This is a genomic window from Curtobacterium sp. MCBA15_004 (genome assembly GCF_001865055.2).
Lineage (GTDB): Bacteria > Actinomycetota > Actinomycetes > Actinomycetales > Microbacteriaceae > Curtobacterium.
The window spans coordinates 730,423-756,316 of sequence record NZ_CP126266.1 but is presented as its reverse complement, the minus strand read 5'-3'; the positions used below and the strand labels follow the sequence as shown (position 1 = coordinate 756,316).

Here is a 25,894-nt window from a genome sequence, read left to right as displayed (position 1 = left end):
CGTGTCCATCGACCTCAGCAGCATCGGGATCGTCGCGGGCGTCGGCTTCGTGGCCGCCGTCGGCATCGTGCTCGTGTACACGCTCGGCCTGCGCCTCCTCGGGGCCGGGCAGCCCGTCGACGTCGACGGTGAGCGCACCCGCGACGCGGACGAGACCGCACGCACCGGGCGGACCCCGGCGGCCGCGCGCTTCGGTGCCGGCGTGTGCTTCACGGTCTGCGGCGCCGCGGTCCTGTACGGGATCTGGCTCACCGTCCCCCAGTTCCACTGACACGGCGGTGGCTCCGTCCCTGGGCGGAGCCGCCTGCCTGCTGATCCCCCACCACCGCCAGCACCACAGCCACAGCCACAGCCACTGCCACCGCAGCCGCCAAACCAGTTCGTTCGCTGAACTAATGAGGTAGGCTAACGGTCGTGCCCGACACCTCCCTCGCGACCGACCTGCGCATCGCCGTCAACCGGCTCTCGCGGACGCTCCGCGCGCAGAAGGCCGACGCGGCGATGACCGACGCCCAGTTCTCCGCGCTCGCCCGGTTGCACCGCGAGGGCGCGATGACCCTCGCCGAGCTCAGCCGGCAGGACGGCGTCACCCCGCCCTCGATGACGAAGACCGTCGCGGTGCTCGTCGAGCGCGGCCTCGCGACGAAGGGCGACCACGGCGACGACCGCCGCAAGGTCCGGATCTGCGTGACGCCCGCCGGCTCGGCCGTCGTCGAGGAGACCCGTCGCCGCCGTGACGGCTGGCTGTCCCCACGCCTGGGCACGCTCACCCCCGACGAACGCCGCACGCTGGCCGACGCCACCGAGATCTTGAGGAGGCTGGCCCAGCAGTGACCGCCATGTTCCGTTCCCTGGCCGCCCGCAACTACCGCATCTGGTTCGCCGGCGCCCTGGTGTCCAACGTCGGCACCTGGATGCAGCGCACCGCGCAGGACTGGATCGTCCTCACCGAGCTGTCCGACAACGACGCGGTCGCCGTCGGCGTCACGATGGCCCTGCAGTTCGGGCCGCAGCTCCTGCTCCTGCCGCTCACCGGACTGGTCGCCGACCGCTTCGACCGCCGGAAGATGCTCATGCTCACGCAGGGGCTGATGGGCGCGCTCGGCCTCGGACTCGGGCTCATGGTCCTCACGCACACCGCGACGCTCTGGTCGCTCTACGGCTTCGCGCTCGCGCTCGGTGTCGTCGCAGCGTTCGACACCCCGATCCGGCAGACCTTCGTGTCGGACGTCGTCCAGGGTGAGCACGTGTCGAACGCCGTCGCGCTGAACTCGGCGTCGTTCAACGCCGCGCGGCTCGTCGGCCCGGCGGTCGCGGGCGTGCTCATCGCCGCGATCGGCTCCGGGTGGGTCTTCGTCATCAACGCGGCCTCGTTCCTGGCCGTGCTCGTCGCGCTGCGGTTCGTCGACCCGCGACAGCTCGCCGACCGCCCGAGGGCCGGCCGCGGCAAGGGCCAGGTCATCGGCGGCTTCCGCTACGTGCGCACCCGGCCGGACATCCTCGTGGTGCTCTGCATGATCTTCGTCGTCGGCACGTTCGGCGTGAACTTCCCGATCTTCACCTCGACCATGGCCCGCGTCGAGTTCGGCAAGGGTGCCGGCGAGTTCGGCCTGCTCAACTCGGTGATGGCGATCGGCTCGGTGGCGGGCGCACTGCTCTCCGCCCGTCGTGACCGGCCGCGGATGCGCACGCTCGTCGTGGCGTCGGCGGGCTTCGGGATCGCCTGCACCGCCGCGGCGTTCGCCCCCACCTACTGGACGTTCGCCGCCGTCCTGGTGTTCGTCGGGCTCGCCTCCCTGACGTTCATGACGACCGCGAACGCACTCGTGCAGACCACGACCGCGCCGGCGATGCGCGGCCGCGTGATGGCGCTGTACATGGCCGTGTTCGCCGGCGGCACCCCGCTCGGCGCGCCCATCGTCGGCGCCGTCGCCGACGCGTTCGGCCCGCGCTGGGCCATCGGGGTCGGCGCGACCTCGGGCTTCGTGGCGCTCGCGATCGCGCTCGTCTGGCTCGTGCGGTGGCAGCGCCTGCGGCTGCGCTACGACGCCGAGGCGCCGCTGCACCTCGCAGTCACGCACGCGGTGCCCGTGGTCGGGACGCGCGCGTCGCGCGCCGCGCTGCGGCGCGAGCTCGAGCGCGAGGAGGCCGTCGCGGACCGGTCCAGCGCCGTCTGACCCGACCGGCGACGGACGCCAGGCGCGGTGCCGCCCCGCCACGCGCCTCCCGGCCGCCACGCGCGCGGCCGCAGAGCCCGCCGCACCGCGGTCACGCACCTCCGGGTCCGCCACCGTCGGACGGGAGGCACGGTGCCGCCCCGCCACGCGCCTCCCGTCCACCACGCGCACGGCCGCAGGGCCCGCCGCACCGCAGTCACGCGCCTCGCGGCAGCCGGGTGGCGGGCCGGCGCGGACCACCCGGAGACCGGCCGCGCCGGCCCGGTGCGCTCAGCGCACCGGCGCCGGCGCGAAGACGCGAGCGCCGAGCGCGTCGACCACCGCGTCGACGCTGGCGGCCAGGCGGGCGACCGCGGCCCGCAGCGCGTCCTCCGGCCCGCCGACGTCGATCCGGCCGAGTGCCGCACGTGCCCGTCGGAAGCCGTCGACCTCGTCGGCCAGGCACGCCGGCGCCACGTCGTCGAGACAGTCCTCGGCGCGCTGCGCCAGGAACGCGAGCGAGCGGGGACTCGTGGCGTCGTGCAGCAGGAACGACGCGACGTCGGCGGGCCGCGGCGGACGGTGCCCGTGCCCGCGCCGGAACGCCTCGACCGCACCGCACGCGCGCAGCGCCGTCGTCCACGCGTGCGCCGACGGCGCGCGGTCCTGGTGGGTGGTCGGTGCCGGGTCGTCCGGTGCCGCGCCGGCCGACGCACCGGCTCGTCCCGACGTCGACACCGGCTCGGGACGGTCCGGGGCCGGGGGCCCGCCCGGGCCGGTGTGGACGAGCTCGGAGGCGAGCAGGCGTGCGGTCACCGCGCACCGGAGCAACGACCGGCCGAGCGTGAAGAACTCCCAGACCTCGTCGCGGCTGGCGTCCCCCTCGACCACGCCGACGGCGAGGGCGCTCCGCTCCCGGACCCACCCGAGGAACTCGTGCGACCGGTCGAGCGCGACCTTCCGGGGCATCCGGGACCGCGTGGCGTCGAGGCAGTCCCAGAGCTCGGTCGCGACCACCTCGCGGGCACGTCGGGCGTGGTCGCGGGCCACCCCGACCGCGTGCGCGATCGACGCGGGTTCGTGCCGGTCCAGCGCGAGCGCGTCGACCGTGGCCGCGGCACCGGGGTCGCGCTGCCGCCCCTCGGCGCCGAGGACGGAACGCAGCGCGGCGGTGCTCGCGACCCCGTCGGCACCGAGGTCGGCGCGCACGACGTAGACGTCGAGCATCCGGGCCACCACGTCGGCACGCTCGACCGCGCTCCCGACGTGGAACACACTGCCGGCGAGACGGTTCAGCACGTCGGCTCCTGCATGGGGCGAACCTACTGACGGGGCGTTGCGACGGTGTTTCGGGCGGAGGTCCCCGGTGTTGCGGGTGTGTCGCACCAGCCGTTCTCCGCGCACTCGCTAGACAACCTAACTAGAGCGTCTAGCATTGTCCGCATGACGACCGAGGTGACGGACACCACCACGGGCTTCTGGTACGGAACGGATTCCAGGGTCGACGCGGTGGACGTGCTCAACGCGCTCCGGCGGTACCGGAGTGCCGAGAGTGCCGCACAACGACGGGCACGCGAGGCGCTCGGCATCGGCGAGAACGCCCTGCTCGCACTCCGCGTCCTGCTCGACGCCGAGGCCGCGGGCCGCGCCGTCAACGCCAAGGAACTGGCCGACCGGCTCGACATCACGCCGGCGTCCACCTCGGCCCTCGTCGACCGACTGGTCCGCAGCGGTCACGTCGAGCGCCACGCCGACCCCCACGACCGCCGCGGGGTGCTCCTCACGGCGACGGGTGGTTCCATGCGCCAGGTCCTGCAGGTCATCGACGAGCTCGACAACCGCGCGATCGAGGTCGCGGAGCACCTGCCGCCGTCGGACATGGCCGTGGTCGTCGGGTTCCTCGAGCAGATGGCCCGCGTGGTCGGCCGCGACATCGAGTCGGCCGATCCCGCCCGTCGGAGCGCGTAGCCCGGTTCGACCGTGTGCTCGCCGCCGGGTCCCGGGGTGCGCGCGTAGCCTGACGCCATGTCCGCCGACGACGCTCCCCGTACGGCACCGGCGCACGACCCCGAGGACGACATGCCCTACGCGGAGCTCGACGCCCGGGCCCGCGCCGACGCCGCACTCCGGCGCATCCGGGGTGGTGCCGACCCGGCCCGCGAGGCGTTCGACCTCGCCAACACGATGAACGACGAGGCGGTCGGGCGGCTGGCCGGTGCCGTCCGGCGGTGGTTCCGCCGGTCCTGAGTCGCGGGCCCGGGTCACCGTGCCCGCGCGGACGTCGGCACCGCACGCGAGCACGGCACCGACGTCGTCGTCAGAAGGCGGTACCGACCGCGGCGATGTCGTCGTCCCCGTGCCCGGCCGCACTCGCGTCGCGGTAGACCCGGTCGAGTGCGTCGAGCAGCGTCGTCGACACCCCGGTCGAGCGTGCCGCGTCGGTGATGAGGCCGATGTCCTTGCGCAGGCCGTCGAGCGCGAACTGGGCGGGGAACTCCCCCGCGAGCATCGACGCGCCCTTCGTGTGCGCGTAGGCCGAGTCGCTCGCCGATCCCTCGATCGCGTCGAGGAAGAGCTGCGGGTCGACGCCGAGGGCGCGTGCCACCGCGAGGGACTGGCCGGTGGCGGCCGTGATCGCAGCGATCCACGCGTTGGCGGCGAGCTTCACCGCGGTGCCGTCGCCCACACGCTCGCCCGCGCGGACCGTCTTCGCACCGATCGCGTCGAGGACCGGCTGCACGCGGTCCAGCACGTCGGCGGGGCCGGCGGCGAGCATCGTGAGCTTCCCCTGCTCGGCGGGGCCCTTCGTGCCGAGCATCATCGCCTCGACGAGGGTCACGCCGGACTCCTCGGCGAGCCGCACGACGGTCTCGGTCCCGGAGGTCCCGATCGTCGACGCCTGCACCCACACGGCGTCCCGCGGCGCGGCACTCCCGGCCGCCCGCAGCACGTCGACGACGGCGTCCGTGTCGAAGAGCGTGAGCAACACGACCTCGGCCTCGGCGACCGCGCTCGGGGCGTCCTGTGCGACCGTGGCGCCGTCGGACGCGAGCGGGGCGGCCCGTTCGGCGCTGCGGTTCCACACGGTGACGTCGTGGCCCTCGCGGAGGAGTGACCGGGCGACGCCGGCCCCCATCGTCCCTGTTCCCAGCACCGTCACGCGCACGTCGAGTCTCCGTCCCGTGACGGCACCGTGCCGCCACCCGGCCGACCGTACGCGCCGGGTCCGGGGATCGACGGGGCGCACGAGGGATGCGCGAGGGCACGGCTGAACATCGGCGCAGCCGCGGGCTCCCCTGGCCGGGTCACAGCACGCCGCGTGCCGCCAACCAGGGCTCCGGGTCGACGGGGACGCCGCCGACGATGACCTCGAAGTGCAGGTGCGGCCCGGTCGAGACCCCGGTGCTGCCGACCGCGCCGACCTGCTCGCCGGCGGTCACGACCTGCCCGACCCGGACGTCGATGCGGGAGAGGTGTCCGTACCGGGTCCGCGTGCCGTCCGGGTGCTGGAGCAGGACCTGGTTGCCGTAGCCGCCGAGCACCCCGGCCGAGACGACCCGCCCGGACATCGCCGCGAGGGCGGGGCTGCCGCTCGGCGCGGCGAAGTCGAGTCCGTGGTGGTCCGTCGAGCACGCCCCGCAGCCGGCGACGTGTCGACCGCCGAACCCGCCGGCGATCGGGACCACGCCCTCGACCGGTCGGACCACGGTCGAGGTGATCGTCGTGCGCGGCCACCGGTGCCCGTCGTCGTCGACCTCGTACTCGTCGCGGGTGATCGTGGTCGTCGGTGCCGGCGGCGCGGCGAAGTGCTGCGTCGCCAGGCGTCCGGCCGCGGGCGTCGTGGGGACCGCGGTCGCCGTCCGGGCGTCACCGACGGCGACGAACAGGCACGCGGCGAGCACGGCGGCGGTGACGGGGACGAGCTTGGCGGACGCCTTGTGGGCGGCCGCGCTCCGTTCCGTCCGGGCCGGTGCGCCGACGAACGGACGCGCCTGCGGCGTCGCGCCGACGATCGGAGCCGCCCGCCTCGTCGTACCGGGGCGCGGCCCCGCCGACGGCGTCGCGCCCCGGATCGGGGCGGCACGACGGGCGGCGCGACGCGGGGATGAGACCGGGACGGCGGAAGGGGGGACCGCCGCCCCGGTGGTCAGGGGGCGTCCGGCACCGCGTGCGGCACCGGTAGGCGTCGGGGCAGCAGCACGGCGTGCAGCCCGGCGCGGAGAGGAGACCGGAGCGGCGGCAGGGGGGACCGCCGCCCCGGTGGTCGGGGGCCCGGCGACACCGGCTCGCGAGGAGCGACGGCCCGGGGCGACGTGTCGAGCGCCGGCACGTCGTCGCGGGGCGGCGCGCATCGGAAGGAACTCGGTGGCGGACATGATCGGACCGGACGGAGAGCGGTCAGGCGCGGACGACACCGTCGCGGGTGATGCGCTCGAGCTCGTGCACGACCGCGTCGACGACCACGCGGGTCAGGGCGTCGGCGACTGCCTCGACGAGGCCGAACTGCTCCGCACCGACGACGTGCTCGTTCCCGAGCGCCGCGCGCGCCTGCGCCGGGATCGCGTCGATGGCGGTCACGAGTGCGGCGGGCACGAGGGCGGACTGCTGCGGCGGGACCGGTGCAGCGAAGGGAGAGGTCGGCGCGGTGACCGAGGTGACCGACGACACCACCGGGACGGCACGGTCGGCGTCGTCACGCGCGGTGCCCGTGCGTCCGGGGTTCGAGCGACCGGTGTTCGAGCGACCGGTGACCTCCGCGGCGGCGTCCGCCTGGGCGGTGCCGGTGCTGCTGACCGGGCCCCGACGGGAGGCGCGGTCGGCGATGGAGTCGAATAGCGGGGTGGAGGACATGCTGCGTGCCTTCTGATCGAGGTCGGGTGGTCCGGCCCGCCGAGCGTTCGGACGCTCGCGGGCACGTCCCCGATTCAACCACTGATATGCAGAATGTGCAATAGCGTGCTCCAGGATCAGTCCGGTTCGACCGCCTGGGTCGGGTCGTCCCGCCGGAGCACCTGCCGCACGCGCTCGACGATCGTCGACGGCGGGTTGTTGTACGCGTTCGCCGGCTCCTGCCCGCTCAACGCCTGGATCGCCGCCATCACGGCGTCGGTCGCGTGGCGTCGAGCCCGCCCGGACGACGCATCACCGAAGCCGGACAGGTCCATCGGCGCGCCGAACTCGATCGTCACGCGGGCGAGCTTCGGCACCTTCGAGCCGACCGGCTGCACGTCCTCGGTGCCGGTCAGCGCCACCGGTACGACGGGGGCGCCGCTGGTGAGGGCCAGCCAGGCGACCCCGGTCCGACCCTTGTAGAGCCTGCCGTCGAGGGAGCGCGTGCCCTCGGGGTAGATCGCGAACGCCTCCCCCGCCTCGAGCCGTTCCAGCCCCAGGTCGAGGGCCTGCTGCGCCGCCGCACCCGCACCGCGCTCGACGCCGATCGCGCCGATGCCTCCGAAGAACGCCCTCGACACCGCACCGCGGAAGCCCGTGCCCGTGAAGTACTCCTGCTTCGCGAGGAACGAGACCTTCCGCGGCGCCATGAGGGTGATCGCCGGGGAGTCGATGAAGGACCGGTGGTTGCTCGCCAGGATCACGGCGCCGCGCTTCGGCACGTTGCGCCGACCGACGATGCGGGGGCGCCAGAGCATCCGGGCGAGCGGGGTCACCACCGCGCGACTGAGCGTGGTGGTGATCTTCGTCGAACCGGACACCGGGGCCTCCTCGTGGCGGGGTCTCCGAGTGTAGTGAGCGCGCCGGGACCCGCATGCCGCGTGCGGCATGGGTCCGCGGTAGGTGCCCGGGACACCGCGCAGCGGCCCCGGGTCAACGCCCGCCGTGCGCTCCGCGCCGGTCAGTCGGCGTGCGAGGACACCACGTCGAGCACGGCACGGCCGTAGTGCTCGAGCTTCGCCGCACCGACGCCGGAGATCTCGGCGAGCTGGTCCTGGTCGGCGGGACGCACGGCCGCGATGCCGCGCAGGGTCGCGTCGTTGAAGACCACGTACGCCGGGACGCCCTGCTCGCGGGCCTGCGCCGCACGCCAGGCCCGCAGCGCCTCGAACAGGCCCACGGCCTCCTGCGGCATGTCCGTCACGGCCTGCCGCCTGGTCCGGGACGTGCGCGGCGCCTTGACCGGGTCGCGGCGCATGAGCACCCGGACCCGTCCGCTCAGGACGTCGGCGCTCGTGGGGCTGAGCACGATCGTGCCGTAGCCGTCGCCCGACACCGCGGCGTAGCCCTGCGCCAGGACCTGCCGCGCCACCGCGCGCCACTCCCCCTCGCTCAGGTCGCTGCCGATGCCGAACGTCGCCAGCGAGTCGTGCCGGAGCTCCTGCACGCGCGGCGACTGCTTGCCGACGAGGATGTCGACGAGGTGCGCGACGCCGTACCGCTGCCCGCGCTCACGTTCGAGCCGGACGACCGTCGACAGGAGCTTCTGCGCCGCGACGGTGCCGTCCCAGGGCTCGGGCGGCGCGATGCACGTGTCGCAGTTGCCGCACGGCGTGGACTCCTGGCCGAAGTACGCCAGCAGCCGGACCCGGCGGCACTCGATCGTCTCGCACAGGGCGAGCATGGCGTCGAGGTGGGCGCTGAGCTGCCGACGGTGTGCGGCATCGCCCTCGGACTGGTCGATCATCCGGCGCTGCTGCACCACGTCGTTCAGGCCGTACGCGAGCCACGCGGTCGAGGGCAGGCCGTCCCGCCCGGCACGACCGGTCTCCTGGTAGTAGCCCTCGACCGACTTCGGCAGGTCGAGGTGCGCCACGAAGCGGACGTCGGGCTTGTCGATGCCCATGCCGAACGCGATCGTGGCCACCATGACGATGCCGTCCTCGCGGAGGAAACGGGACTGGTTGCGCTCGCGCACCTTGGCGTCGAGACCGGCGTGGTACGGCAGTGCCGGGATGCCCTGGTCGGCGAGCGCCGCGGCCGTGCGCTCGACCGAGTTGCGCGACAGGCAGTAGACGATGCCGGCGTCCCCGCTGTGCTCCGTGCGGATGAACGTGAGCAGCTGCTGCATCGCGCCGGTCTTCGGCTCGATCCGGTACTGGATGTTCGGCCGGTCGAAGTCGGCGACGAAGTGCGCGGCGTCGTCGAGGCCGAGCCGCCCGGAGATCTCACGGTGGGTCTGCGGCGTCGCCGTGGCGGTGAGCGCGACCCGCGGCACGGTCGGCCACCGCTCGTGCAGGATGCTCAGCTCGAGGTAGTCCGGCCGGAAGTCGTGGCCCCACTGGGCGACGCAGTGGGCCTCGTCGATCGCGAACAGGGCGATGCGGGCGCGGTCGAGCAGGGTGCGGGTCGACTCGAGCCGCAGGCGCTCGGGCGCGAGGTAGAGCATGTCGACCTCGCCGGAGACGACGGCACGCTCCACCCGCGAGCGCTCGTCGGGCCCCTGGGTCGAGTTGAGGAACGCCGCGCGCACGCCGTTCGCCGCGAGGGCGTCGACCTGGTCCTGCATGAGGGCGATCAGCGGCGAGACCACGACCCCGACGCCGTCGCGGACGAGTGCCGGGACCTGGTAGCAGAGCGACTTGCCGCCACCGGTCGGCATGAGGACGAGGGCGTCCCCACCGGACACGACCTGGTCGATGATCGCGGCCTGTTCACCCCGGAAGTCGTCGTAGCCCCACACCCGGCGCAGGACGTCGAGCGCCGCCGAGCGTGACGGGGACACCGGCGCGACGGCGGGCGCGGGCGTGGAACTCATGGCACGAGCCTACGGGCGACGGGCGACACCCACCGCGCTGTCCACACCCCGTCCGTCGGAACCGACCCGGTCACCGGAGCCCACCCGCTCACCGGACCCGGTGGGGTCACCCGACCCGGCCACGTCGTCGACACGCGCCGGCGCGTCCGACCAGCCTGCGCCTCCCGGCCGGAACCACCGCGACCCACCCGCGAACCCGGGCGGTGTCCCGCGGAACCGGGGCGCCTCGTGACCGGCGAACCGCCGGTCCAGCCCCCGCCACGTCGCGAGCACCTCGACCATCCCCCAGTAGAGCAGTGACGTGCCGAGCGTGACGAGCCACCCGCCGACCGTGCCCTGTGCGTCCTGCGACGTCAGGTCGATCCGCGACCACCCCGGCGCCTGCAGCACGAAGATCATGATGTTGTTGAAGGCGTGCTGGAGGACCGTCGCCTCCATGCCGCCGGTGCGCAGCACGATGATCGCGGCCACGAGACCGAACGAGCCGACGTCGAGGATGCCCCAGACGTTGTAGCCGTTCGGGATGTGCAGCAGGGCGAACACGACGGTCGAGACGACGACCGCGACGACCGTGCCGACCACGCGGACCGGGATCCACGAGCCGATCGTCTGCATGAGGAAGCCGCGGAAGACGTACTCCTCGGCAGCGCCCTGGAACGGCACGAGCAGCAGGACCAGGACGATCGTCAGCGTGAGCGTGCCCGCCGAGACCGTCGAGTGCCCGATGGCGGCGTGGTCCCACCCGAAGCCGCCGTCGAACGTGAACATGCCGATCGTCTGGACCGAGAACATGATCGCCGCGACGACGAGCGTGGGCAGCAGGCACCACGCGGTCCACCGCCACCGCACCCGGAAGCGCGTCGACGACAGGACGTTCGCGGGACCGAGCTTCGCGAGCTTCACGGCGAGCAGGATCCCGGGCAGCAGCACCACGAGGGACACGAGCGACAGCGACAGGACCAGCGGGTCGGTGGGGTCGAGTGCCCCGCTCGACAGCTCCTGCTGGAAGCGCATCAGCCCCTCGGGACCCTGCGAGGCTCCGATCGGGACGAAGTACGCGACCGCGAGCACGACCTGGGTCGCGACGTACCAGCCGGCCAGGACCGCGAGCGCGACGAACGGGCGCCACCACCGCCAACGGGCGTCGACGCGGGGCAGGCGGTGGTACGGAACGCTCACCCTGCGCAGGCTACCGGGCCGGGCAGGATGGGACCCGTGACCATCGTGCTGCTCGCCCTGACCGGGGCCGTCGTCTACGGCGCCGCCGACTTCCTGGGCGGTGTCGCGGCGAGGCACCTGCGTGCCGTCACGGTCGCGGCGGCCACCGCCGCGGTCGGGCTGGTGCCGCTCCTGGTCGGGGTCCCGCTCGTCGGTGCCGACCTCTCGGGGGCTGCCGTCGGCTGGGGGCTCGTCGCCGGGTGCTCCGGCGGGATCGGCGTCCTGCTCCTGTACCGCGCGCTCGCCGTCGGGCCGATGAGCGTGTTGTCGCCCCTCACGGCCGTGTTCGCGGCCGTCGTGCCCGTGGTGGTCGCCCTGGTGCGGGGCACGGTGCTGTCGCCGACGGGGTGGGCCGCGCTCGTGGTGGCGGTCGTCGCGGTGGTGCTCGTCGCGGCGGTGCGCGACACCTCGGGCGCGCGGGTCACGGCCGTCGGACTGGTCACGGCAGCGGTCGCGGGGTGCGGCTTCGGCGGGATCGTGCTCGCCTACGACGCGACGCCGGACGGGTCCGGGGTCGCGCCGCTGCTCGTCGCGCGCGGGGTGCAGACGGTGCTGCTCGGTGCGGTGGCGGTGGTGGTCGCGGTGCGCACGGGTGGCGCGGGGCGGCCTGGAGGCGCGGTGCCGGCGGGCGGGTCGGCGCGGCCCGGTGCGTCGCTGCGGTCGGGAGGCGCGGTGCCGGTCGGCGGGGCGGGGCGCGTGGGCGGGTGGTCGCGTCGGGTCGTCGCGACGGTCGTCGCGTGCGGCGTGCTGGACGCGTTGGCGAACGTCTGCATCCAGGCGGCGCTGCGCGCCGGGGAGGACCCGTCGACCCTGCCGGTCGTGAGCGTGCTCAACGCGCTGTACCCGATCGGGACGGTCGCGCTCGCGGGGGTGGTGCTGCGCGAGCGGCTCACCGCGGTGCAGTGGAGCGGGGTCGGGCTGGCGTTCGCGGCGGCCGTCGGATTGGCGCTCGTGTGACGTCGGTGGGGCTGCTGGGCCGGGCTCGCTCGCGTGACGTCGGCGGGGCTGCCGCGTCGGGCTCGCTCGCGTGACGTCGGTCAGTCGTCGGCGACGAGGCGCTTGCCCAGGGACACCGCGTGGTCCTCGGCGTACCCGAGCGAGGCGTAGAAGCCGAGCACCTGCTCGTTGCCGGCGCGCACCTGCACGTTGACCTTCGGGCAGCCGCGCTCGAGCAGCAGCCGCTCGAACTCGGCCATGAAGGCACGGCCCAGGCCGGTGCCCTGCTGGTCGGGCCGGACCGCGAGGTAGTTCACCCAGCCGCGGTGCCCGTCGTAGCCGGCCATGCCCGCGCCGAGCAGGGCCGGGGTCCCGTCGTCGTCCGGATCGGTCTGTTCGGCGACCAGGAAGAGCTCGGGCTGCTCGGCGGTCTTGCGGGCGATGTCCCGGTGCGGGTCGTTCCACGGACGGAGGAGTCCGCAGGCGTCCCACAGTGCGACGACCGCGTCGGTGTCGTCCTCGTGGAAGGTCCGGAAGCGGTACGGCACGTCCACAGGCTAGCGCGGCCCACACCGGACGGACGCTCACGTCTGCTATACCTGGTCGACCACCGCATCCGTCGGATCAGGAGCACCGTGACCGCACACGACACCATGCCGTCGCGGCGATCCGCGCGGGGCGAGGACGACACCCGGACCGGTCGACGGCGTCCCCGTCAGACCGTCGGTGGTGCGCTCGTGTCGCTCGTCGCCGAGCTGCTCATCATCGCCGGTGCCGGCACGGGACTGTACGTGCTGTGGACGGCGTGGTGGACGGACGTCGTCGCGGTGAACGAGCAGACCGCCCTCGTGCAGGACCTGGAGCAGACGCCGGTACCGACCGCCGCCGGGACCGAGCACCGGGACGCCGCGCCCGTGCTGCCCGAGCCGCCGGACGTCACCTCGGTCTTCGGCACGATGCAGATCCCCCGCTTCGGCGCCGACTACGTTCGCCCGATCGGCGAGGGCACCGACCGCGAGAAGGTCCTCAACACGATCGGCCTCGGCCACTACCAGGACACCGCGATGCCGGGCGCCGAGGGCAACTTCGCCGTCGCCGGGCACCGCGTCACGTACGGCAAGCCCCTCAACCAGATCGCCGACCTCAAGGACGGCGACTCCGTCGTCGTGCGCGTGACCGACAAGGCGAAGGGCTTCGACGTCTGGTACGTCTACAAGGTCACCGACTCGCAGATCGTCACGCCCGACAAGATCGAGACGATCGCACCGGTGCCGAACCAGCCCGGTGTGGCGCCCTCCGCCGAGGACCGCTGGCTCACGCTGACCGCCTGCCACCCGATGTGGTCCGCGAAGGAGCGGTACGTCACGCACGCCAAGCTCGACTACTGGATGCCCGCCTCGGAGGGCACCCCGAAGGAACTCTCGGAGACCCCGCAGTGATCTTCCCGTTCGTCTGGCGCGTGCTGCCGGGTCCCGTCGTCCTCAAGGTCCTCGAGCTGCTCGTGCTGCTCGCCGCGGTCGTGTGGGTGCTCTTCACCTTCGTGTTCCCGTGGATCGCGGCCGACATCCTGCCGCCGCCCGACGGGACCGTGGACGTCTCGCCGACGCCCTGACCCGCCGGCACGGTGGACGTCACGCCGACGCCCTGACCCGCCGGCACGGTCGGTCCCGGGCGGTGGGGGTCAGACCGTCGTCGTGACGCGGGACCCGCCACCCGGCGCGCGACGGACCGCGATCCGCTCGGGGATCCGCTGCTTGAGCTCCTCGACGTGGCTCACGATGCCGACCTGCCGACCGCCGGCCGTCAGGCGCGAGAGCTGCCCGATGACGTCGTCGAGCGTCTCGGGGTCGAGCGTGCCGAACCCCTCGTCGACGAACAGCGTGCCGAGGGCGACCCCGCCCGCCTCGGCCTGCACGACGTCGGCCAGCCCGAGCGCGAGGCACAGGGACACCGTGAACGTCTCGCCGCCGGACAGGCTGCCCGGGGCGCGGAGCGTGTCGGTGGTGTGGTCGTGCACCGCCAGTGCGAGGCCGGTGCGTCGGGCGCGTGACCCGGCCTCGCGCTCGTCGGACGTCTCGAGCGTGAAGCGGCCCGCGAGCATCCCCCGCAGCCGGTCGTTCGCGGCGGCGACGACGTCCTCGAAGCGCCGCATGAGCACGTAGGTCCCGAGGGTGATCCCGCTCGGGTTCACCGAGGCGACACCCGAGGCCACGTCGGCGAGCCGCACGACCGCGCGGCTGCGGGCCGAGGTGGCGTCGCGCGACCGGACGGCACGGTCGAGGTCGGCGGCACACGCCGCGGCCGCTCCGGCTCGGTCGGCCGCGGACTGGGCGGTCCGGGTCGCCGTGTCGGCACGGTCGGCGGCCTGCACCCGGGCCTCGTGTGCGGCGTCGACGTCGAGCGGCTCGTCGCCGAGCGCGGCCGCCTCGACGACGTCCGGTGCGGCGAGGCCGGCCTCGACCACGGCCCGCTCGCGCTCGGCGGTCGTCACCTCGGCGCGCAGGCGCTCCTCGTCGGCGGCGGTCAGGCGAGCTGCCCGGGCGTCGGCGACGTCGGCGAGGCCGTGCTGGTCGAGCGCTGCCCGGACGTCGCGCTGCCGGTCCTCGGCGATGCGCTCGGCCGTCGTGACCCCGGCCTCGGCGACGAGGACCGCGTCGAGCTCCGCGACGAGGTGGTCGAGCGCTGCGACCGCCTCGTGGAGGGTCGCTGGACCGTCGGTGGACGGGTGCGCGCTCGACGCCGGACGACCCGTGGGCGCTCCGGTCGGGTGCTGGTCGGGTGTCTGCGCCCCGCCAGTCCGCGGTTCCGCCCGCAGGTGGTCGCGCGCCCGTCCGAGCGCGGCGTCGACGGCGGCGGTGTCGTCCGCGAGCCGTCGGTCCTCGTCCGCGCCGGTGGCGACCAGCACCGCGTGCCGGGACCGGACGGCGTCCCGCTCGCGTTCGAGGGTCGTGGTGCCCTCGTCGTGTGCGTCCCGCTGCCGGTCGAGGTCACGCACCTGGACCGCTGCCTGCTCGGCGGCGGCCACCCGGGCGTCGGCCGCGGCGGCGCGCTCCGCGAGCGTCGCGGCGTCGAGGGCACCGACCGTCTCGTCGAGCCGCTCGAGGAGCGCCCGGGCGACGGCGAGGTCGGCCGCGGCGTCGGAGAGTGCCGTCTCGGCGATCCGGGTCGCCCGGGACGCCGCCTCGACCGCCTCGACCGCGGGGTGGTCGTCCTGCGGTGCCGCGGGGTCCGGGTGCTCGACCGCGCCGCACACCGGGCACGGCGCCCCGGCTTCGAGGGCCGCACCGAGCTCGCCCGCGAGGCCCGCGATCCGCCGCGACCGCACGTCGTGCTCGGCCGCGAGTGCACGCTCGGCCGTGGCCCGCGCGGTCGCGACGGCACGCTCGGCCGTCTCAACCGACCCGCGCGCCAGGTCCCGTGCGGCCAGTTCGGCACGCAGGTGCGCGACCCGCTCGACCTCGAGCCGCGCAGCCTCGGCGTCCGCCGCGCGCTCGGTGGCGGCGCGGAGCCGTTCGACGAGCTCGGCACGCTGGGTCGGACGACCGGCGATCTCCTCGTCGAGCGCCGCCGCGCGGTCGAGCAGCTCCGCCACCCGTCGGCTCGCGTCGGACCGTGCTCGACGTCGGGCTCCCAGGGAGTCCTCGACCGCCACGAGGTGCCGGACGTTGCCCAGGAACGCGGTCAGCGCAGCGCGTCGTCCGGTGGCGTCGGCGTCGGGCCGGAGGCCGATCCGGGCACGGAGCGCCGCAGCAGCCTCGGCCGCCCGGGTCGCACGCTCCCGAGCGGAACCGAGCGCATCGGCGGCGAGCACGACCGGGGTCGCCCTGGCGGCGAGTCCGAGCCGTTCGCGCACGGTGGCGATCCGGGCGGCGCCGTCGTCGAGCGCGCGCTGCCGGTCGAGCAGTGCGGCCCGGCGCTCGCGGGCGGCGACCCGGGCGCGGACCGTCTGCTCCCGGAGCGCCGCAGCCTGTGCCGCGGCGACGGCGGCGTCCCGCGCGGCCGCGGCCTCGTCGGCGGTGGACCGCAGGGCGGCGACCGTCGCGTCGACCTGCTGCTCGTCGGGGTCGTCGACCCCGGCCGCCTGGGCGAAGCGGCTGAGGGCGTCGCGCACGCGGGCGTCGGCGCCCTCGACCTCGGCCTGCACGGCCCGGCGTCGGGCGGCGAGTTCCTCGGCGGTGCGGTCGTAGACCTGCGTGCCGAACAGCGACTGCAGGAGCTTGCGGCGTTCCTCGCCCGGGGACCGCAGGAAGCGCGCGAACTCCCCCTGCGGCAGGACCACGGTCTGCAGGAACTGGACCTTGTCGAGTCCGACGATCCGCGCGACCTCGAGCCCGACCTCGGGGATGCGGGACGAGACCGGCTCGCCCACGGTGTCGGCGGGGTGCGCGAGCCGGAACAGCTGCGCGGACGCCTGCTGCCGCACGGTGCCCGTGCCGCGCTGCTTGGGGCGGTCGTACTGCGGGGTGCGTCGGACCCGGTACACGCCGGCACCCGTCTCGAACACCAGGTCGACGAAGGGCTCGACCCCGGGGTCGGCGTGCTGGCTGTGCAGCCGGTCGGGCGTGGAGGACTCGCCCGCCAGCCCGCCGTACAGGGCGAACACGACGGCGTCGATGATGGTGGACTTGCCCGAGCCGGTCGGGCCCTCGAGCAGGAACACCCCGGACGCCGCGAGCGCGGCGAAGTCGATCGAGACCAGGTCGGGGTAGGGCCCGACGGCTCGCAGGTCGAGTCGGTGCAGGTACATCAGCGGGCCCCGTCGGCGTGCATCGCGAGCAGTGCGGCCTCGTACGCCTCGGTCAGGACGGCGCGGTCGTCCTCGCTCGGTGCCGCGCCGGTGGCGAAGGCGACGAAGTCGGCGGCGACCTCGACGGGGTCGGACGTCGCCGAGACCGCCGTGGCGACCGCACGCTCGGGCCGTTCCGCGGGCTCGTGGGTGATCGCCAGGGCGTGCGGGAAGTGGTCCTTCACGCGGGCGTACATCCGTTCGGGGTGGACGGTGTCGGTCACCGCGACGCGGACCCAGGCGTCGGCGTCGGACGCGTGCGCGCCGGATTCGACGTCGGAGATCGTGGCGCGGACGTCGACGAGCCGGCGCGGCACCGGGGTCGGGAGGAGCTCGACCGTCACCGAGCCGTCGGCGGCGAGGTCGACCACGGTCACGCTCTTGCGCTGGTGCCGCTCGCCGAACGAGAACGCGAGCGGGGAGCCCGCGTACCGGATCCGGTCGTCCGGCCCGACGCGCTGGGGGCCGTGCAGGTGGCCGAGTGCGACGTAGTCGACGCCGTCGAAGACCGAGGCGGACACCACGTCGACCCCGCCGACCCGGATGTCCTGCTCGCTGTCGCTCGGCGCGGCGCCGCCCACGAAGGCGTGTGCGACGACGACGCTCCTGGTGCCCGGCCGGGACGCGAGGTCGGCCCGGACGCGTTCGGTCGCCGCACCGAGGACGGCCTGGTGCGAGCGGGCGAGGGGCTCGTCGGCGACCGCGGCGAGGGCGTGGCGGGTGAGGTCGGGGTGGAGGTAGGGGATGCCGTACACCGCGACCGGTCCGGCGTCGTCGGACAGGAGCACGGGCGTCGCGATGCCCGCCGGCTCGGCGAGGATCCGGACGCGGTCGTGCATCACCCCGGCACCGAAGCCGAGCCGCGCCGCGGAGTCGTGGTTGCCCGGCGTCAGGACCACCGTGGCGGTCTCGGCGAGCCGCTCGAGCGCGCGCGACAGGATCCGGACGGCGTCGACCGGCGGGATCGCGCGGTCGTAGACGTCACCGGCGATGACGACGAGGTCGACCGCCCGCGCACGGACCGTCTCGACGAGGAAGTCGGTGAAGGCGGCCTGGTGCTCGAGCAGGTCCGCACCGAGCAGCGTGCGGCCGAGGTGCCAGTCGCCGGTGTGCAGGATGCGCATGCCGTCACGCTAGCGGGGGCGGACGACATCGACCGTCACCCGGTCGCGCCCTGTGGAACCGTCGTGGCCGACCCACAGGACGGGATGCCCAACGTCGTCGAGATCGTCCAGGCGTTGGTGCTCCCGCTCGTCCAAGCAGTGGTCGTGTCGGTGCTCGCCCGGACCGTCAGGGTCGACGACTTGCGGAGCGTCAGGAGGTCAGTCGGGACCGGTGCTGATCGCGTCACGCCGGTGGTGGGCCGTTGGACCTCCGCCACTACCCGACCATTCTGGTCGACGACCTCGAAGCGGTCGGGCTCCGGCGCCGATGACCCGTCGTACGTCCACCTGAGCTGGAGCGTGCCGAGGAGGGGCGAGGAGCACGCGGTCAGCGTCGGACGCGCGTAGGCGAGGGCGCTCAGGTTCGAGCGGGTCGCGGTGGACCGGGACCAGGGTGCTGCCTCGGCCCCTCCGTGCGGCACCGCGACGAGTCCGGCCGCCAGTACCACCGCCAGCGACATCCCTGCCGCCGCGGACCGACGGCCGTGCCGCCCGCGCGCCGCCCGCCGCCCGTGCACGCGCCCCGCGCCGGACCGGGCCGCGCCGGACCGGACCGACGGGGCGGACGCACCACGCGCCTCCCGGCCGGCCCGACGCAACCCGCCGTCCACCGCGCACAGCGCGAGCAGACCGGCGAGGACGGCCGCGGCACCGGCCACGGCTCCCCACCGCCCCTCGTGCGCCCACGCGACCGGGACGCCGACCCACGGCACCCGGAGGTAGCCGACCCCGTGCACGGCCGACCGGTCGAGCGGGGTGGAGTCGGCCGCCGGGTTCGCGTCGCCCTTCGTGACGAGGGTCCCGTCCTCACGCGCCTCGACGTAGCGGTGCAGGCGGAGGTGACCGGGCTGGTCGGGGTCGTCGGCGAGCAGGACACGCCCCGGGACGACGTCCGGCTCGGGCACGGGGCGCGAGACCACGACGTCGCCCGGCGTGAGCCTCGGGGCCATCGAGCCGGTGACGACCGTCGTGGGCTGCCACCCCAGGACCGCCGGTGCGGCGGCCCACAGCGCGAGCCCGACGACCGTCGCGACGATCGCGCGCGCGGCCGTCCCGACGACGACGCGCGTCCAGTCGAGGGCCTCGAGCACGGCGTCCGGACGGGCGTGGCGGTGCTGCCCGCCCACGCCGGTGCTGTCCATCACGGTGCCCGTCGCGGATCAGCTGTTCTGGGCCTCCCAGGTGAAGCCGATCGACGCGGTCTTCCCCTGCGCGGTGGTCGGGGTGTCCGAGGCGACCGTGTAGGTGAACTTGTACACACGGGTCTGGGACGTGGCACCGCCGGTCGTCGCCCAGGAACCGAGCCCGTTGCCGTAGTTCGTCGCGGTCGACCCGAACTGGGAGAGCAGCCCGGTGAACACGGGCTGGCCGGCGTCGGCGGTGAACCCCGTGCACGAGGACGTGCTGCCGCCGGAGCCCGCCTCGACGAGCAGGTTCGTGTGGGTCGCGAGTTCGCTCGTCGTCTGCGCGCCGGTGCCGTAGAGCTTCACGACGGCGGGCAGGGACCCGGTGGAGGTGACGGCGATGCACTTGGAGCCGGTGGACGAGGGCTTCAGGTTGGTCGCGGTGAAGAGCGCGGTGTCGTTGTCGTCGTCCGTCAGGGCGACGCTGCCCGCGGTCCAGTTGCTGGTCGGGTTCGTGGTGGTGGCCGAGAACGCCGAGTACGAGGCGGTCGAGACGACGACGCCGGACGCGACGATGGCGGCGGGGACGGCGATCCAGGCTGCGATGCGGGCAGCACGAGGCGAGACACGGGACATGGTGGTCCTCCGAGAAGGTGATCTGATCGGTTGCGGTCCCGGACCCGCGGTGGTTGGTCGCGCTGCAGAACCTGGTGGTTGCGCACCACCGTACGACGAACCTGAGGACTCCACAAGGTTTTTCCTGGTACCGGAGATGGGGGTTGCTTGATCGTTCACATTCTTGTTGAATGAGACAGTTCGTCCATCCGGGACGGCACCACCCGAGACGAGACCCGTGACGATCGCCGCCCCCGTCGTGCCCACCCCGACCGACGGCCTGTCGTCCGCCCTCCGAGCCTTCCGGACGCTGCAGACCCAGCACGCCCGCGTCCTCACGCAGGAGAGCGCGGCCCGCGGGCTGCACGCCACGGACCTCCGGTTCGTCCTGGTCGTCGCGGGCACCGAGGGGGCCGGCCTCACGCCCAAGCAGGCGGCCGACCACCTCGAGCTGACGACCGGCGCGATGACCTCGCTGATCGACCGGCTCGAGCGTCGGGGCCACCTCGAACGCCGCCCGAACCCCGGCGACCGGCGGAGCATCCTCGTGCAGCTGACCCCGACCGGGGCGCAGCTCGCCGACGAGGTCGTCGCCGTGTACCGCGAGGCCTTCCGCGACGGCGTCCCGGCGTCGGAGCTCGCCGCGCTCGCGGCGGCGTTCACGGGCGTCGGTGCCGCGCTCCGTCGCCACCGTCCCTGACGGTCGGGCCCCGGCCCGGCCGCGTACGGTCGGGCGCATGACCCCGTCCGAACTCCTCACCGAAGCGTTCTCCCGCATCCCCGAGACCGTCGACCGGTCCCTCGACGGCCTGTCCGCGGACCAGCTCGCGACCCGACCCGCCGCCGGTGCCAACACGCTCGCATGGCTCGCCTGGCACACCGCACGCGGCCAGGACGCGCAGGTCGCGGCCCTCGCCGGCAGCGAGCAGGTCTGGACCGCGGACGGCTGGGTGGAGCGCTTCGGGCTGCCCTTCCCCGCCCAGGCGCTCGGCTACGGCATGTCCCGCGACGACGTCGGTCGGGTGCGTGCGTCCGCCGAGCTGCTCAGCGGGTACCTGCACGCGGTGCACGAGCGCACCGTCGCCTACCTCGGCACGCTCGCGCCCGAGGACCTCGACGAGGTCGTCGACGAGGCGTGGGACCCGCCCGTCACGCGTGGGGCGCGTCTGGTGAGCATCCTCGACGACTGCACGCAGCACGCCGGTCAGGCGGGCTACGTGCGCGGCCTGCTCTTCTTCTCGCGCTGACCCGCGCACGTCGCGGTCCGCGCGGGGTGCGGCACGACGGAACGGGAGGCGCGGTGCCAGCCGGCACCGCGCCTCCCGTTCCGTCGTCCGGTCGCGACTAGCGCGCGGCGAGCTCCGCCACGATGCCGTCGCCGGGGCCCGCCTCGACGAGCTCCGCCTCGATCTCGGCGTTGTCGAGGATGCCCTCGATCTTGCGGCGGCGACCACGGGGGACGATCGTGACGACCGTGCCCTCCTTGCCGGCACGGCCGGTGCGGCCGGAGCGGTGCAGGTACGCCTTGTAGTCGTCCGGGGCGTCCGCCTGCACGACGAGCGAGACGTCGTCGACGTGGATGCCGCGGGCGGCGACGTCGGTCGCGACGAGCACGTTCACCCGGCCGCTCGTGAGCAGCTGCAGGTTGCGGGTCCGGCGGGACTGGTTGAGGTCGCCGTGCAGCGAGGTCGCGCGGATCCCGGCGTCCTCGAACTGGTCGGCGAGGCGCTCGGCGTAGGCACGGGTGCGGGCGAAGACGATGGTCTTGCCCTGGCCGGCCACGAGCTCCTCGAGCACCTGGTCCTTCTGGCGCTGCTCGACCACGAGCACGCGGTGGTCGATCGTCGAGGACGCCTGGTCCTCGCCGGCGACCTCGTGGACGCTCGGCTCGTGCAGGAACTCCGACACGAGCGACGCGACCTGCGCGTCCAGCGTGGCGCTGAACAGGAGCTTCTGGGCGCGGTTGCCCTGCGGGGTGACCTCGGCGGTCGCGGAGAGGATCTCGCGCACGGGCTCGAGGAACCCGAGGTCGCACATGTGGTCGGCCTCGTCGAGCACGGAGACGACGACCTCGCTGAGGTCGAGCTTCCCCTTGTTCATGAGGTCCTGCACGCGACCGGGGGTGCCGACGATGATGTCGACGCCGCGCTCGAGGGCGCCCTCCTGGCGGCCGTACGGGACGCCGCCGTAGATCTGCGTCGTGAACAGGCCGACGGAGCGGGCGATCGGCTGCACGGTGCGGTCGATCTGCAGCGCGAGCTCGCGGGTCGGGGCGAGGATGAGCGCACGCGGGGCGCGGCCCATCTTGCGCTTCGTCCCGCCGCCGTGCTCCATGAGCTTCTCGACGAGCGGGGCGCCGAACGCGATGGTCTTGCCCGAACCGGTGCGACCGCGGCCGAGGACGTCCTTGCCGGCGATCACGTCGGGGATCGTGGCGGCCTGGATCGGGAACGGGCTCGCGGCGCCCATCTCGGCGAGGGTGCGCACGATGTTGCCGCCGATGCCGAGGTCGCCGAAGGTCACGCCCTCGACGTCCGCGGCGACGGTGGACGCCGCCTGGAGCTTCTCGAGCTTGACGTCGTCGGCCGGCACGTACCCGCGGCCGGCGTCGTCGCGGCCGGTCGAGCGCGGGGCACGGTCGTCGCGGTCGGAGCGACGCGGGGCACGGTCGTCACGGTCGAACCGGCGGGGTGCACGGTCGTCCCGGTCGTCACGACGCAGCGCACGGTCGTCACGGTCGAACCGGCGGGGTGCACGGTCGTCCCGGTCGTCACGACGCGGAGCGCGATCGTCGCGGTCGAACCGGCGCGGAGCGCGGTCGTCACGGTCGAACCGGCGGGGTGCACGGTCGTCCCGATCGTCACGACGCGGCGCACGGTCGTCACGGTCGAAGCGGCGCGGCGCACGGTCGTCACGACGCGGGGCACGGTCGTCACGGTCGAACCGACGCGGGGCGTCCCGGTCGTCACGACGCGGGGCACGGTCGTCACGGTCGAACCGGCGCGGCGCACGGTCGTCGCGGTCGAACCGTCGGCCACCGCGCTCGTCGTCACGACGCGGCGCACGGTCGTCACGGTCGGACCCACGCGTCGGGCGTCCCGCGCCGCGGGGCTCCCACTTCGTGCGGGCGGGGTCGCGCGGCTCCCAGTTCGGACGCGCGGGGCGGTCGCCCTGGGCGGCGCGTCCACGACGCTCCTCGGCGTCCCAGCGCTGCTTCTGCCGCGGCGCGGCGGGATCGGCGGCACGGAAGCCGCGGTGCTTGGCCGAACGGGCGGCGGGGGTGCCGTTCGCGTGGCGGACTCGGTCGGAGGCGCGGGAGTTCGCGCCCTTGTCGTACGGGGCCATGACTGCTTTCCGGGGTGCGGACGTGCCACGCAGCCCGGCAGCGACATCGGCGGGGGCGGTACGTGGAGAGGGGGGTTCATCCCGTCGTCGGATCGACGTGATTCCAGCCCTCGAACTACACAACACCCAAAAACGTCCGCGGCGCGCAGCCGCGGTGTCGAAGGCCGACCGAGGGAGTCTACGCGACCCGGCGCCCGAAGGCCAGCCCCGTGGTCACCGGACCGGCGGGACGGAGGCGGGGCGCGCCTCCCGGCCGTCCCGCCGACTCAGGACGCAGCGAGCCGGCGACGCTGCTCGGCCACGTCGAAGTCGGCGGCCGGCCACGTGAGCTGCATGTCCTCGAGGGCGCGGAGCAACAGCTGCTGCACCGCCAGTCGTGCGTACCACTTGCGGTTCGCCGGGACCACGTACCAGGGGGCGCGCGCGGTCGACGTGCGGTCGAACACGACCTGGTACGCCTGCTGGTACTCGTCCCACCGCAGCCGCTCGTCGATGTCGGCCGGGTTGAACTTCCAGTGCTTGTCCGGACGGTCGAGCCGGTCACCGAGCCGTTCGCGCTGCTCGTCCGCCGAGATGTGCAGCATCACCTTGACGATCGTCGTGCCCTGCTCGGCCAGACGGTCCTCGAAGTCGACGATCGCGCCGTAGCGGCGTTCGATCTCCTCCGGGGGCGCCATCGCCCGGACGCGCTGGATGAGGACGTCCTCGTAGTGCGAGCGGTCGAAGACGCCGAGCTGCCCGGCGGACGGCAGCTCGCGCTCGATGCGCCAGAGGAAGTCGTGCGCGCGCTCCTCGGCGGTGGGTGCGCCGAAGCCCGCGTAGTGGACGCCGTTCGGGTCCACCGCACCGACGACGTGCGAGACGATGCCGCCCTTGCCCGCGGTGTCCATCGCCTGCAGGACGAGGAGCACGCGGCGTTCGTCTCCGGCGGTGCTCGCGGCGTGCAGGCGTTCCTGCAGGGCGGCCAGCCGACCGGCCCCGGCGGCGAGCGCCTCGAGCCCGTCGATCTTGCGCCCCGCGAAGCCGGGGGTGCCGTCGGGGTCGACGCGGTCGAGGCGGAACCCCTCCTCGACGCGCAGCAGGGGCTCGGGGTCGGCGTTCCAGGCCTTGCGACGGCTCACGGGGTCCTCCTGACGGGTCGGCCCCCATCCTGGCACCCGGACGGCGGGTGGGTGCTCGGGTGCGTGGCGTCTCCGCCGGACGGTGGGGTGGGGTCGTCCCGTGGGCGGACGTGCCGCGTCGTCGGCCGGGTTACCGTGGACGCGATGAGGTCCGGTCGCCGCACACCGCTCGCGCTCCTCGCCGCGGTCGTGGCGCTGGTGTCGCTCGTGTCGTGCTCTCCCGACCCGGCCGCCGACGGGGACACCACGGTCACCGCGGACCCGGTGATCTACCCGCTGTCGTTGCGCTACCCCGGCATCGACGTCGTCGAGGACGTGCCCTACGGGTCCGACGCCCTGCAACGGCTCGACGTGTGCCTGCCCGCGGACAGTGCGCCGGACACGACCGCGACCCCCACCCCGTCGGGCTCCCCGACGCCGGAGGGCCGCGGCGGACCGCGTGGCGGGTCATCCGGTCGGCCGGCGGTGGTGATGGTCCACGGCGGCAGCTGGTCGCACGGCGACAAGGCCACCGCGGCGTACCGGGCGGTGTGCCAGTACCTGGCGTCCGAGGGCTTCGTGACCGTGAACGTCGACTACCGGCTCGCCCCGACCGACCCGTTCCCGGCGGGCCTGGACGACGTGCGCCGCGCGCTCGACTGGGTGTTCCGACCGACGACCCTGTCGACGTACGACGTCGACCCCGACCGGGTCGGGCTGTTCGGCGGCAGCGCCGGGGGCAACCTCGTCGCGATGACCGCCGTCACGGACCACGAGTCCGCCGCGTACGCCGCGGGCGACCGGGTCCGGGCGGTCGTCGACCTCAGCGGGCCGACCGACCTCACCGAGCGGTCGACCCGCGCCGACGGGGTGTCCGCGTCGTTCCAGCGGAAGCAGCTGCTGTACCTGGGGTGCCGGACGTACACCGACTGCCCGGCGGCGGAGCGGGCATCGCCGGGGTTCCACGTGACGGAGGACACCCCGCCGTTCTTCGTCGGGCACTCGACCGACGAGTTCATCCCGCTGTGGGAGTCCCAGGAGTTCGTGGCGACGCTCCGGTCGCACGACGTGCCGGTGACCTTCGTGGCGGTCCAGGGGTCGGCGCACTCGATCGCGCAGCTCGACCGGGCGATGAGCGAGCGGGTCGTCGGGTTCCTGCGGCGGCAGCTGGACTGAGGGCGGCCGGGCGGTGTTGGCCGGGCTGCGCCTGCGCCGGCCGCCGGTCCCGGGCTGCGCCGGCCGTAGGTCCCGGGCCGCGTCGGCCGCCGGCCCCGGGCCGCGTCGGCCGCCGGTCCCGGGCCGGTTCGGCCGCGCGGTGTCCGTGTCCCCCGGACTCGGGCGTGGCGCTCCGGTCCCGACACGCCCAGACTGCCGGGGTGACCGACACGACGACCCGCCCCGCCCGCACCACCGCCGAGTGGCAGCACCGGGGACCGCTGCGCGTCGCGGTGGAGCTCCTGCTCGGCCTGTCGTTCGTCGCCGCGGTCGCCTTCGGCGGGTACGCGGCGTCGACCGGGCACCTGGCCGTGCTGGCCCAGCTCGCCGCGATGGTGTTCCTCGTGACGCTGACGTGCGTGCTCGTGTCCTGGTTCCGGACGGCCGAGCCCGGGACCGGCGACCGGGGCTGAGCCCGGGCGTCGCGGCCCCGGTCACGACCGGACCCGGCGCGCCCCGGTCACGACCGGATCCCGCGCCCCCGTCACGACCGGATCCCACGCGCCCTGGTCACGATCGGACCCGGCG

General features: G+C 74.5%; 26 protein-coding genes. 12 read left to right on the top strand and 14 right to left on the bottom strand.

Annotated elements, in window-relative coordinates:
- The first annotated feature begins 1 nt into the window (after nt 1).
- From QOL16_RS03580 to QOL16_RS03570, 3 genes are all read left to right on the top strand, one after another.
- The gene (locus tag QOL16_RS03580; RefSeq protein ID WP_071245177.1) at nt 2-271 is read left to right on the top strand and encodes a hypothetical protein; all 270 of its coding nucleotides are present in this window, start codon (nt 2-4) and stop codon (nt 269-271) included.
- Between the two features lie 143 nt (nt 272-414).
- The gene (locus tag QOL16_RS03575) at nt 415-834 is read left to right on the top strand and encodes a MarR family winged helix-turn-helix transcriptional regulator (protein ID WP_071284845.1); all 420 of its coding nucleotides are present in this window, start codon (nt 415-417) and stop codon (nt 832-834) included.
- A complete protein-coding gene (locus tag QOL16_RS03570) occupies nt 831-2,177 on the top strand; it encodes an MFS transporter (RefSeq protein ID WP_083230313.1) in 1,347 nt (448 codons plus the stop codon). Before QOL16_RS03575 ends, QOL16_RS03570 begins: the two co-directional genes overlap by 4 nt.
- Nucleotides 2,178-2,447: 270 nt before the next feature.
- Here QOL16_RS03570 and QOL16_RS03565 read toward each other — a convergent pair whose 3' ends face one another.
- The gene (locus QOL16_RS03565; RefSeq protein WP_071284844.1) at nt 2,448-3,455 is read right to left on the bottom strand and encodes an alpha-E domain-containing protein; all 1,008 of its coding nucleotides are present in this window, start codon (nt 3,453-3,455) and stop codon (nt 2,448-2,450) included.
- 144 nt (nt 3,456-3,599) lie between these two features.
- On the opposite strand from QOL16_RS03565, the gene QOL16_RS03560 reads away from it, so the two are divergent.
- Nucleotides 3,600-4,124 carry a MarR family winged helix-turn-helix transcriptional regulator gene (locus QOL16_RS03560; RefSeq protein WP_065963032.1) on the top strand — a complete coding sequence of 175 codons (525 nt, stop codon included), beginning with the start codon at nt 3,600-3,602 and terminating at the stop codon, nt 4,122-4,124.
- Nucleotides 4,125-4,181: 57 nt separating this feature from the next.
- A complete protein-coding gene (locus QOL16_RS03555) occupies nt 4,182-4,403 on the top strand; it encodes a hypothetical protein (protein ID WP_065963034.1) in 222 nt (73 codons plus the stop codon).
- 70 nt (nt 4,404-4,473) lie between these two features.
- Here QOL16_RS03555 and QOL16_RS03550 read toward each other — a convergent pair whose 3' ends face one another.
- The 6 genes from QOL16_RS03550 to QOL16_RS03525 all read right to left on the bottom strand — a co-directional run bounded on the left by QOL16_RS03550 (nt 4,474) and on the right by QOL16_RS03525 (nt 11,043).
- Nucleotides 4,474-5,403 carry an NAD(P)-dependent oxidoreductase gene (locus QOL16_RS03550; protein ID WP_254780284.1) on the bottom strand — a complete coding sequence of 310 codons (930 nt, stop codon included), beginning with the start codon at nt 5,401-5,403 and terminating at the stop codon, nt 4,474-4,476.
- Between the two features lie 58 nt (nt 5,404-5,461).
- Nucleotides 5,462-6,058, bottom strand: a complete 597-nt coding sequence (locus tag QOL16_RS03545; protein WP_071284843.1) for a M23 family metallopeptidase — start codon at nt 6,056-6,058, stop codon at nt 5,462-5,464.
- A 496-nt stretch (nt 6,059-6,554) separates the two neighbouring features.
- The gene (locus QOL16_RS03540) at nt 6,555-7,007 is read right to left on the bottom strand and encodes a hypothetical protein (RefSeq protein WP_065963037.1); all 453 of its coding nucleotides are present in this window, start codon (nt 7,005-7,007) and stop codon (nt 6,555-6,557) included.
- Between the two features lie 116 nt (nt 7,008-7,123).
- Nucleotides 7,124-7,867 carry a 1-acyl-sn-glycerol-3-phosphate acyltransferase gene (locus QOL16_RS03535; RefSeq protein ID WP_065963039.1) on the bottom strand — a complete coding sequence of 248 codons (744 nt, stop codon included), beginning with the start codon at nt 7,865-7,867 and terminating at the stop codon, nt 7,124-7,126.
- A 140-nt stretch (nt 7,868-8,007) separates the two neighbouring features.
- Nucleotides 8,008-9,864, bottom strand: a complete 1,857-nt coding sequence (gene recQ, locus QOL16_RS03530) for a DNA helicase RecQ (protein ID WP_071284842.1) — start codon at nt 9,862-9,864, stop codon at nt 8,008-8,010.
- A 9-nt stretch (nt 9,865-9,873) separates the two neighbouring features.
- Nucleotides 9,874-11,043 (bottom strand): CPBP family intramembrane glutamic endopeptidase, encoded by a 1,170-nt coding sequence (locus tag QOL16_RS03525; RefSeq protein ID WP_071284841.1) that lies wholly within the window; start codon nt 11,041-11,043, stop codon nt 9,874-9,876.
- Between the two features lie 36 nt (nt 11,044-11,079).
- Here QOL16_RS03525 and QOL16_RS03520 point away from each other — a divergent pair, with 36 nt between their 5' ends.
- Complete coding sequence (locus QOL16_RS03520) at nt 11,080-12,039, top strand: EamA family transporter (RefSeq protein WP_083395054.1); 960 nt, start codon at nt 11,080-11,082, stop codon at nt 12,037-12,039.
- An 80-nt stretch (nt 12,040-12,119) separates the two neighbouring features.
- Here the strand turns inward: QOL16_RS03520 and QOL16_RS03515 are convergent, their stop codons facing one another.
- Nucleotides 12,120-12,566: a GNAT family acetyltransferase gene (locus QOL16_RS03515; protein ID WP_065963077.1), complete on the bottom strand. Its 447-nt coding sequence runs from the start codon at nt 12,564-12,566 to the stop codon at nt 12,120-12,122.
- Between the two features lie 87 nt (nt 12,567-12,653).
- Between QOL16_RS03515 and QOL16_RS03510 the strand changes: the two genes are divergently transcribed.
- Both QOL16_RS03510 and QOL16_RS03505 read left to right on the top strand, forming a co-directional pair.
- Nucleotides 12,654-13,457, top strand: coding sequence for a class E sortase (locus QOL16_RS03510; RefSeq protein ID WP_253181661.1), 804 nt, complete (start codon nt 12,654-12,656; stop codon nt 13,455-13,457).
- Nucleotides 13,454-13,630 (top strand): hypothetical protein, encoded by a 177-nt coding sequence (locus QOL16_RS03505; RefSeq protein ID WP_171898792.1) that lies wholly within the window; start codon nt 13,454-13,456, stop codon nt 13,628-13,630. The genes QOL16_RS03510 and QOL16_RS03505 overlap by 4 nt, the downstream gene beginning before the upstream one ends.
- 69 nt (nt 13,631-13,699) lie before the next feature.
- On the opposite strand, the gene QOL16_RS03500 is transcribed toward QOL16_RS03505, so the two are convergent.
- From QOL16_RS03500 to QOL16_RS03485, 4 genes are read right to left on the bottom strand one after another with little or no spacing between them, the layout of a single operon-like run.
- On the bottom strand, nt 13,700-16,765 hold the full coding sequence (locus QOL16_RS03500; protein WP_071284839.1) for an AAA family ATPase: 3,066 nt from the start codon (nt 16,763-16,765) through the stop codon (nt 13,700-13,702).
- The gene (locus QOL16_RS03495) at nt 16,765-17,928 is read right to left on the bottom strand and encodes an exonuclease SbcCD subunit D (RefSeq protein ID WP_071284838.1); all 1,164 of its coding nucleotides are present in this window, start codon (nt 17,926-17,928) and stop codon (nt 16,765-16,767) included. The genes QOL16_RS03500 and QOL16_RS03495 overlap by 1 nt, the downstream gene beginning before the upstream one ends.
- Nucleotides 17,929-17,963: 35 nt before the next feature.
- Nucleotides 17,964-19,109, bottom strand: coding sequence for a S24/S26 family peptidase (locus tag QOL16_RS03490; RefSeq protein WP_071284837.1), 1,146 nt, complete (start codon nt 19,107-19,109; stop codon nt 17,964-17,966).
- 18 nt (nt 19,110-19,127) lie between these two features.
- Complete coding sequence (locus tag QOL16_RS03485) at nt 19,128-19,727, bottom strand: hypothetical protein (RefSeq protein WP_065963058.1); 600 nt, start codon at nt 19,725-19,727, stop codon at nt 19,128-19,130.
- Between the two features lie 217 nt (nt 19,728-19,944).
- Here QOL16_RS03485 and QOL16_RS03480 point away from each other — a divergent pair, with 217 nt between their 5' ends.
- Nucleotides 19,945-20,406 (top strand): MarR family winged helix-turn-helix transcriptional regulator, encoded by a 462-nt coding sequence (locus tag QOL16_RS03480; protein ID WP_065963060.1) that lies wholly within the window; start codon nt 19,945-19,947, stop codon nt 20,404-20,406.
- 37 nt (nt 20,407-20,443) lie between these two features.
- The gene (locus QOL16_RS03475) at nt 20,444-20,953 is read left to right on the top strand and encodes a DUF664 domain-containing protein (protein WP_071284836.1); all 510 of its coding nucleotides are present in this window, start codon (nt 20,444-20,446) and stop codon (nt 20,951-20,953) included.
- Between the two features lie 97 nt (nt 20,954-21,050).
- On the opposite strand, the gene QOL16_RS03470 is transcribed toward QOL16_RS03475, so the two are convergent.
- Both QOL16_RS03470 and QOL16_RS03465 read right to left on the bottom strand, forming a co-directional pair.
- Nucleotides 21,051-23,051: a DEAD/DEAH box helicase gene (locus QOL16_RS03470; RefSeq protein WP_305411350.1), complete on the bottom strand. Its 2,001-nt coding sequence runs from the start codon at nt 23,049-23,051 to the stop codon at nt 21,051-21,053.
- Nucleotides 23,052-23,317: 266 nt separating this feature from the next.
- Nucleotides 23,318-24,172, bottom strand: coding sequence for a PPK2 family polyphosphate kinase (locus QOL16_RS03465; protein WP_065963067.1), 855 nt, complete (start codon nt 24,170-24,172; stop codon nt 23,318-23,320).
- A gap of 144 nt (nt 24,173-24,316) precedes the next feature.
- On the opposite strand from QOL16_RS03465, the gene QOL16_RS03460 reads away from it, so the two are divergent.
- Complete coding sequence (locus tag QOL16_RS03460; protein ID WP_071284835.1) at nt 24,317-25,327, top strand: alpha/beta hydrolase; 1,011 nt, start codon at nt 24,317-24,319, stop codon at nt 25,325-25,327.
- 200 nt (nt 25,328-25,527) lie between these two features.
- Nucleotides 25,528-25,779: a hypothetical protein gene (locus tag QOL16_RS03455; RefSeq protein WP_065963070.1), complete on the top strand. Its 252-nt coding sequence runs from the start codon at nt 25,528-25,530 to the stop codon at nt 25,777-25,779.
- Nucleotides 25,780-25,894: the final 115 nt, after the last annotated feature.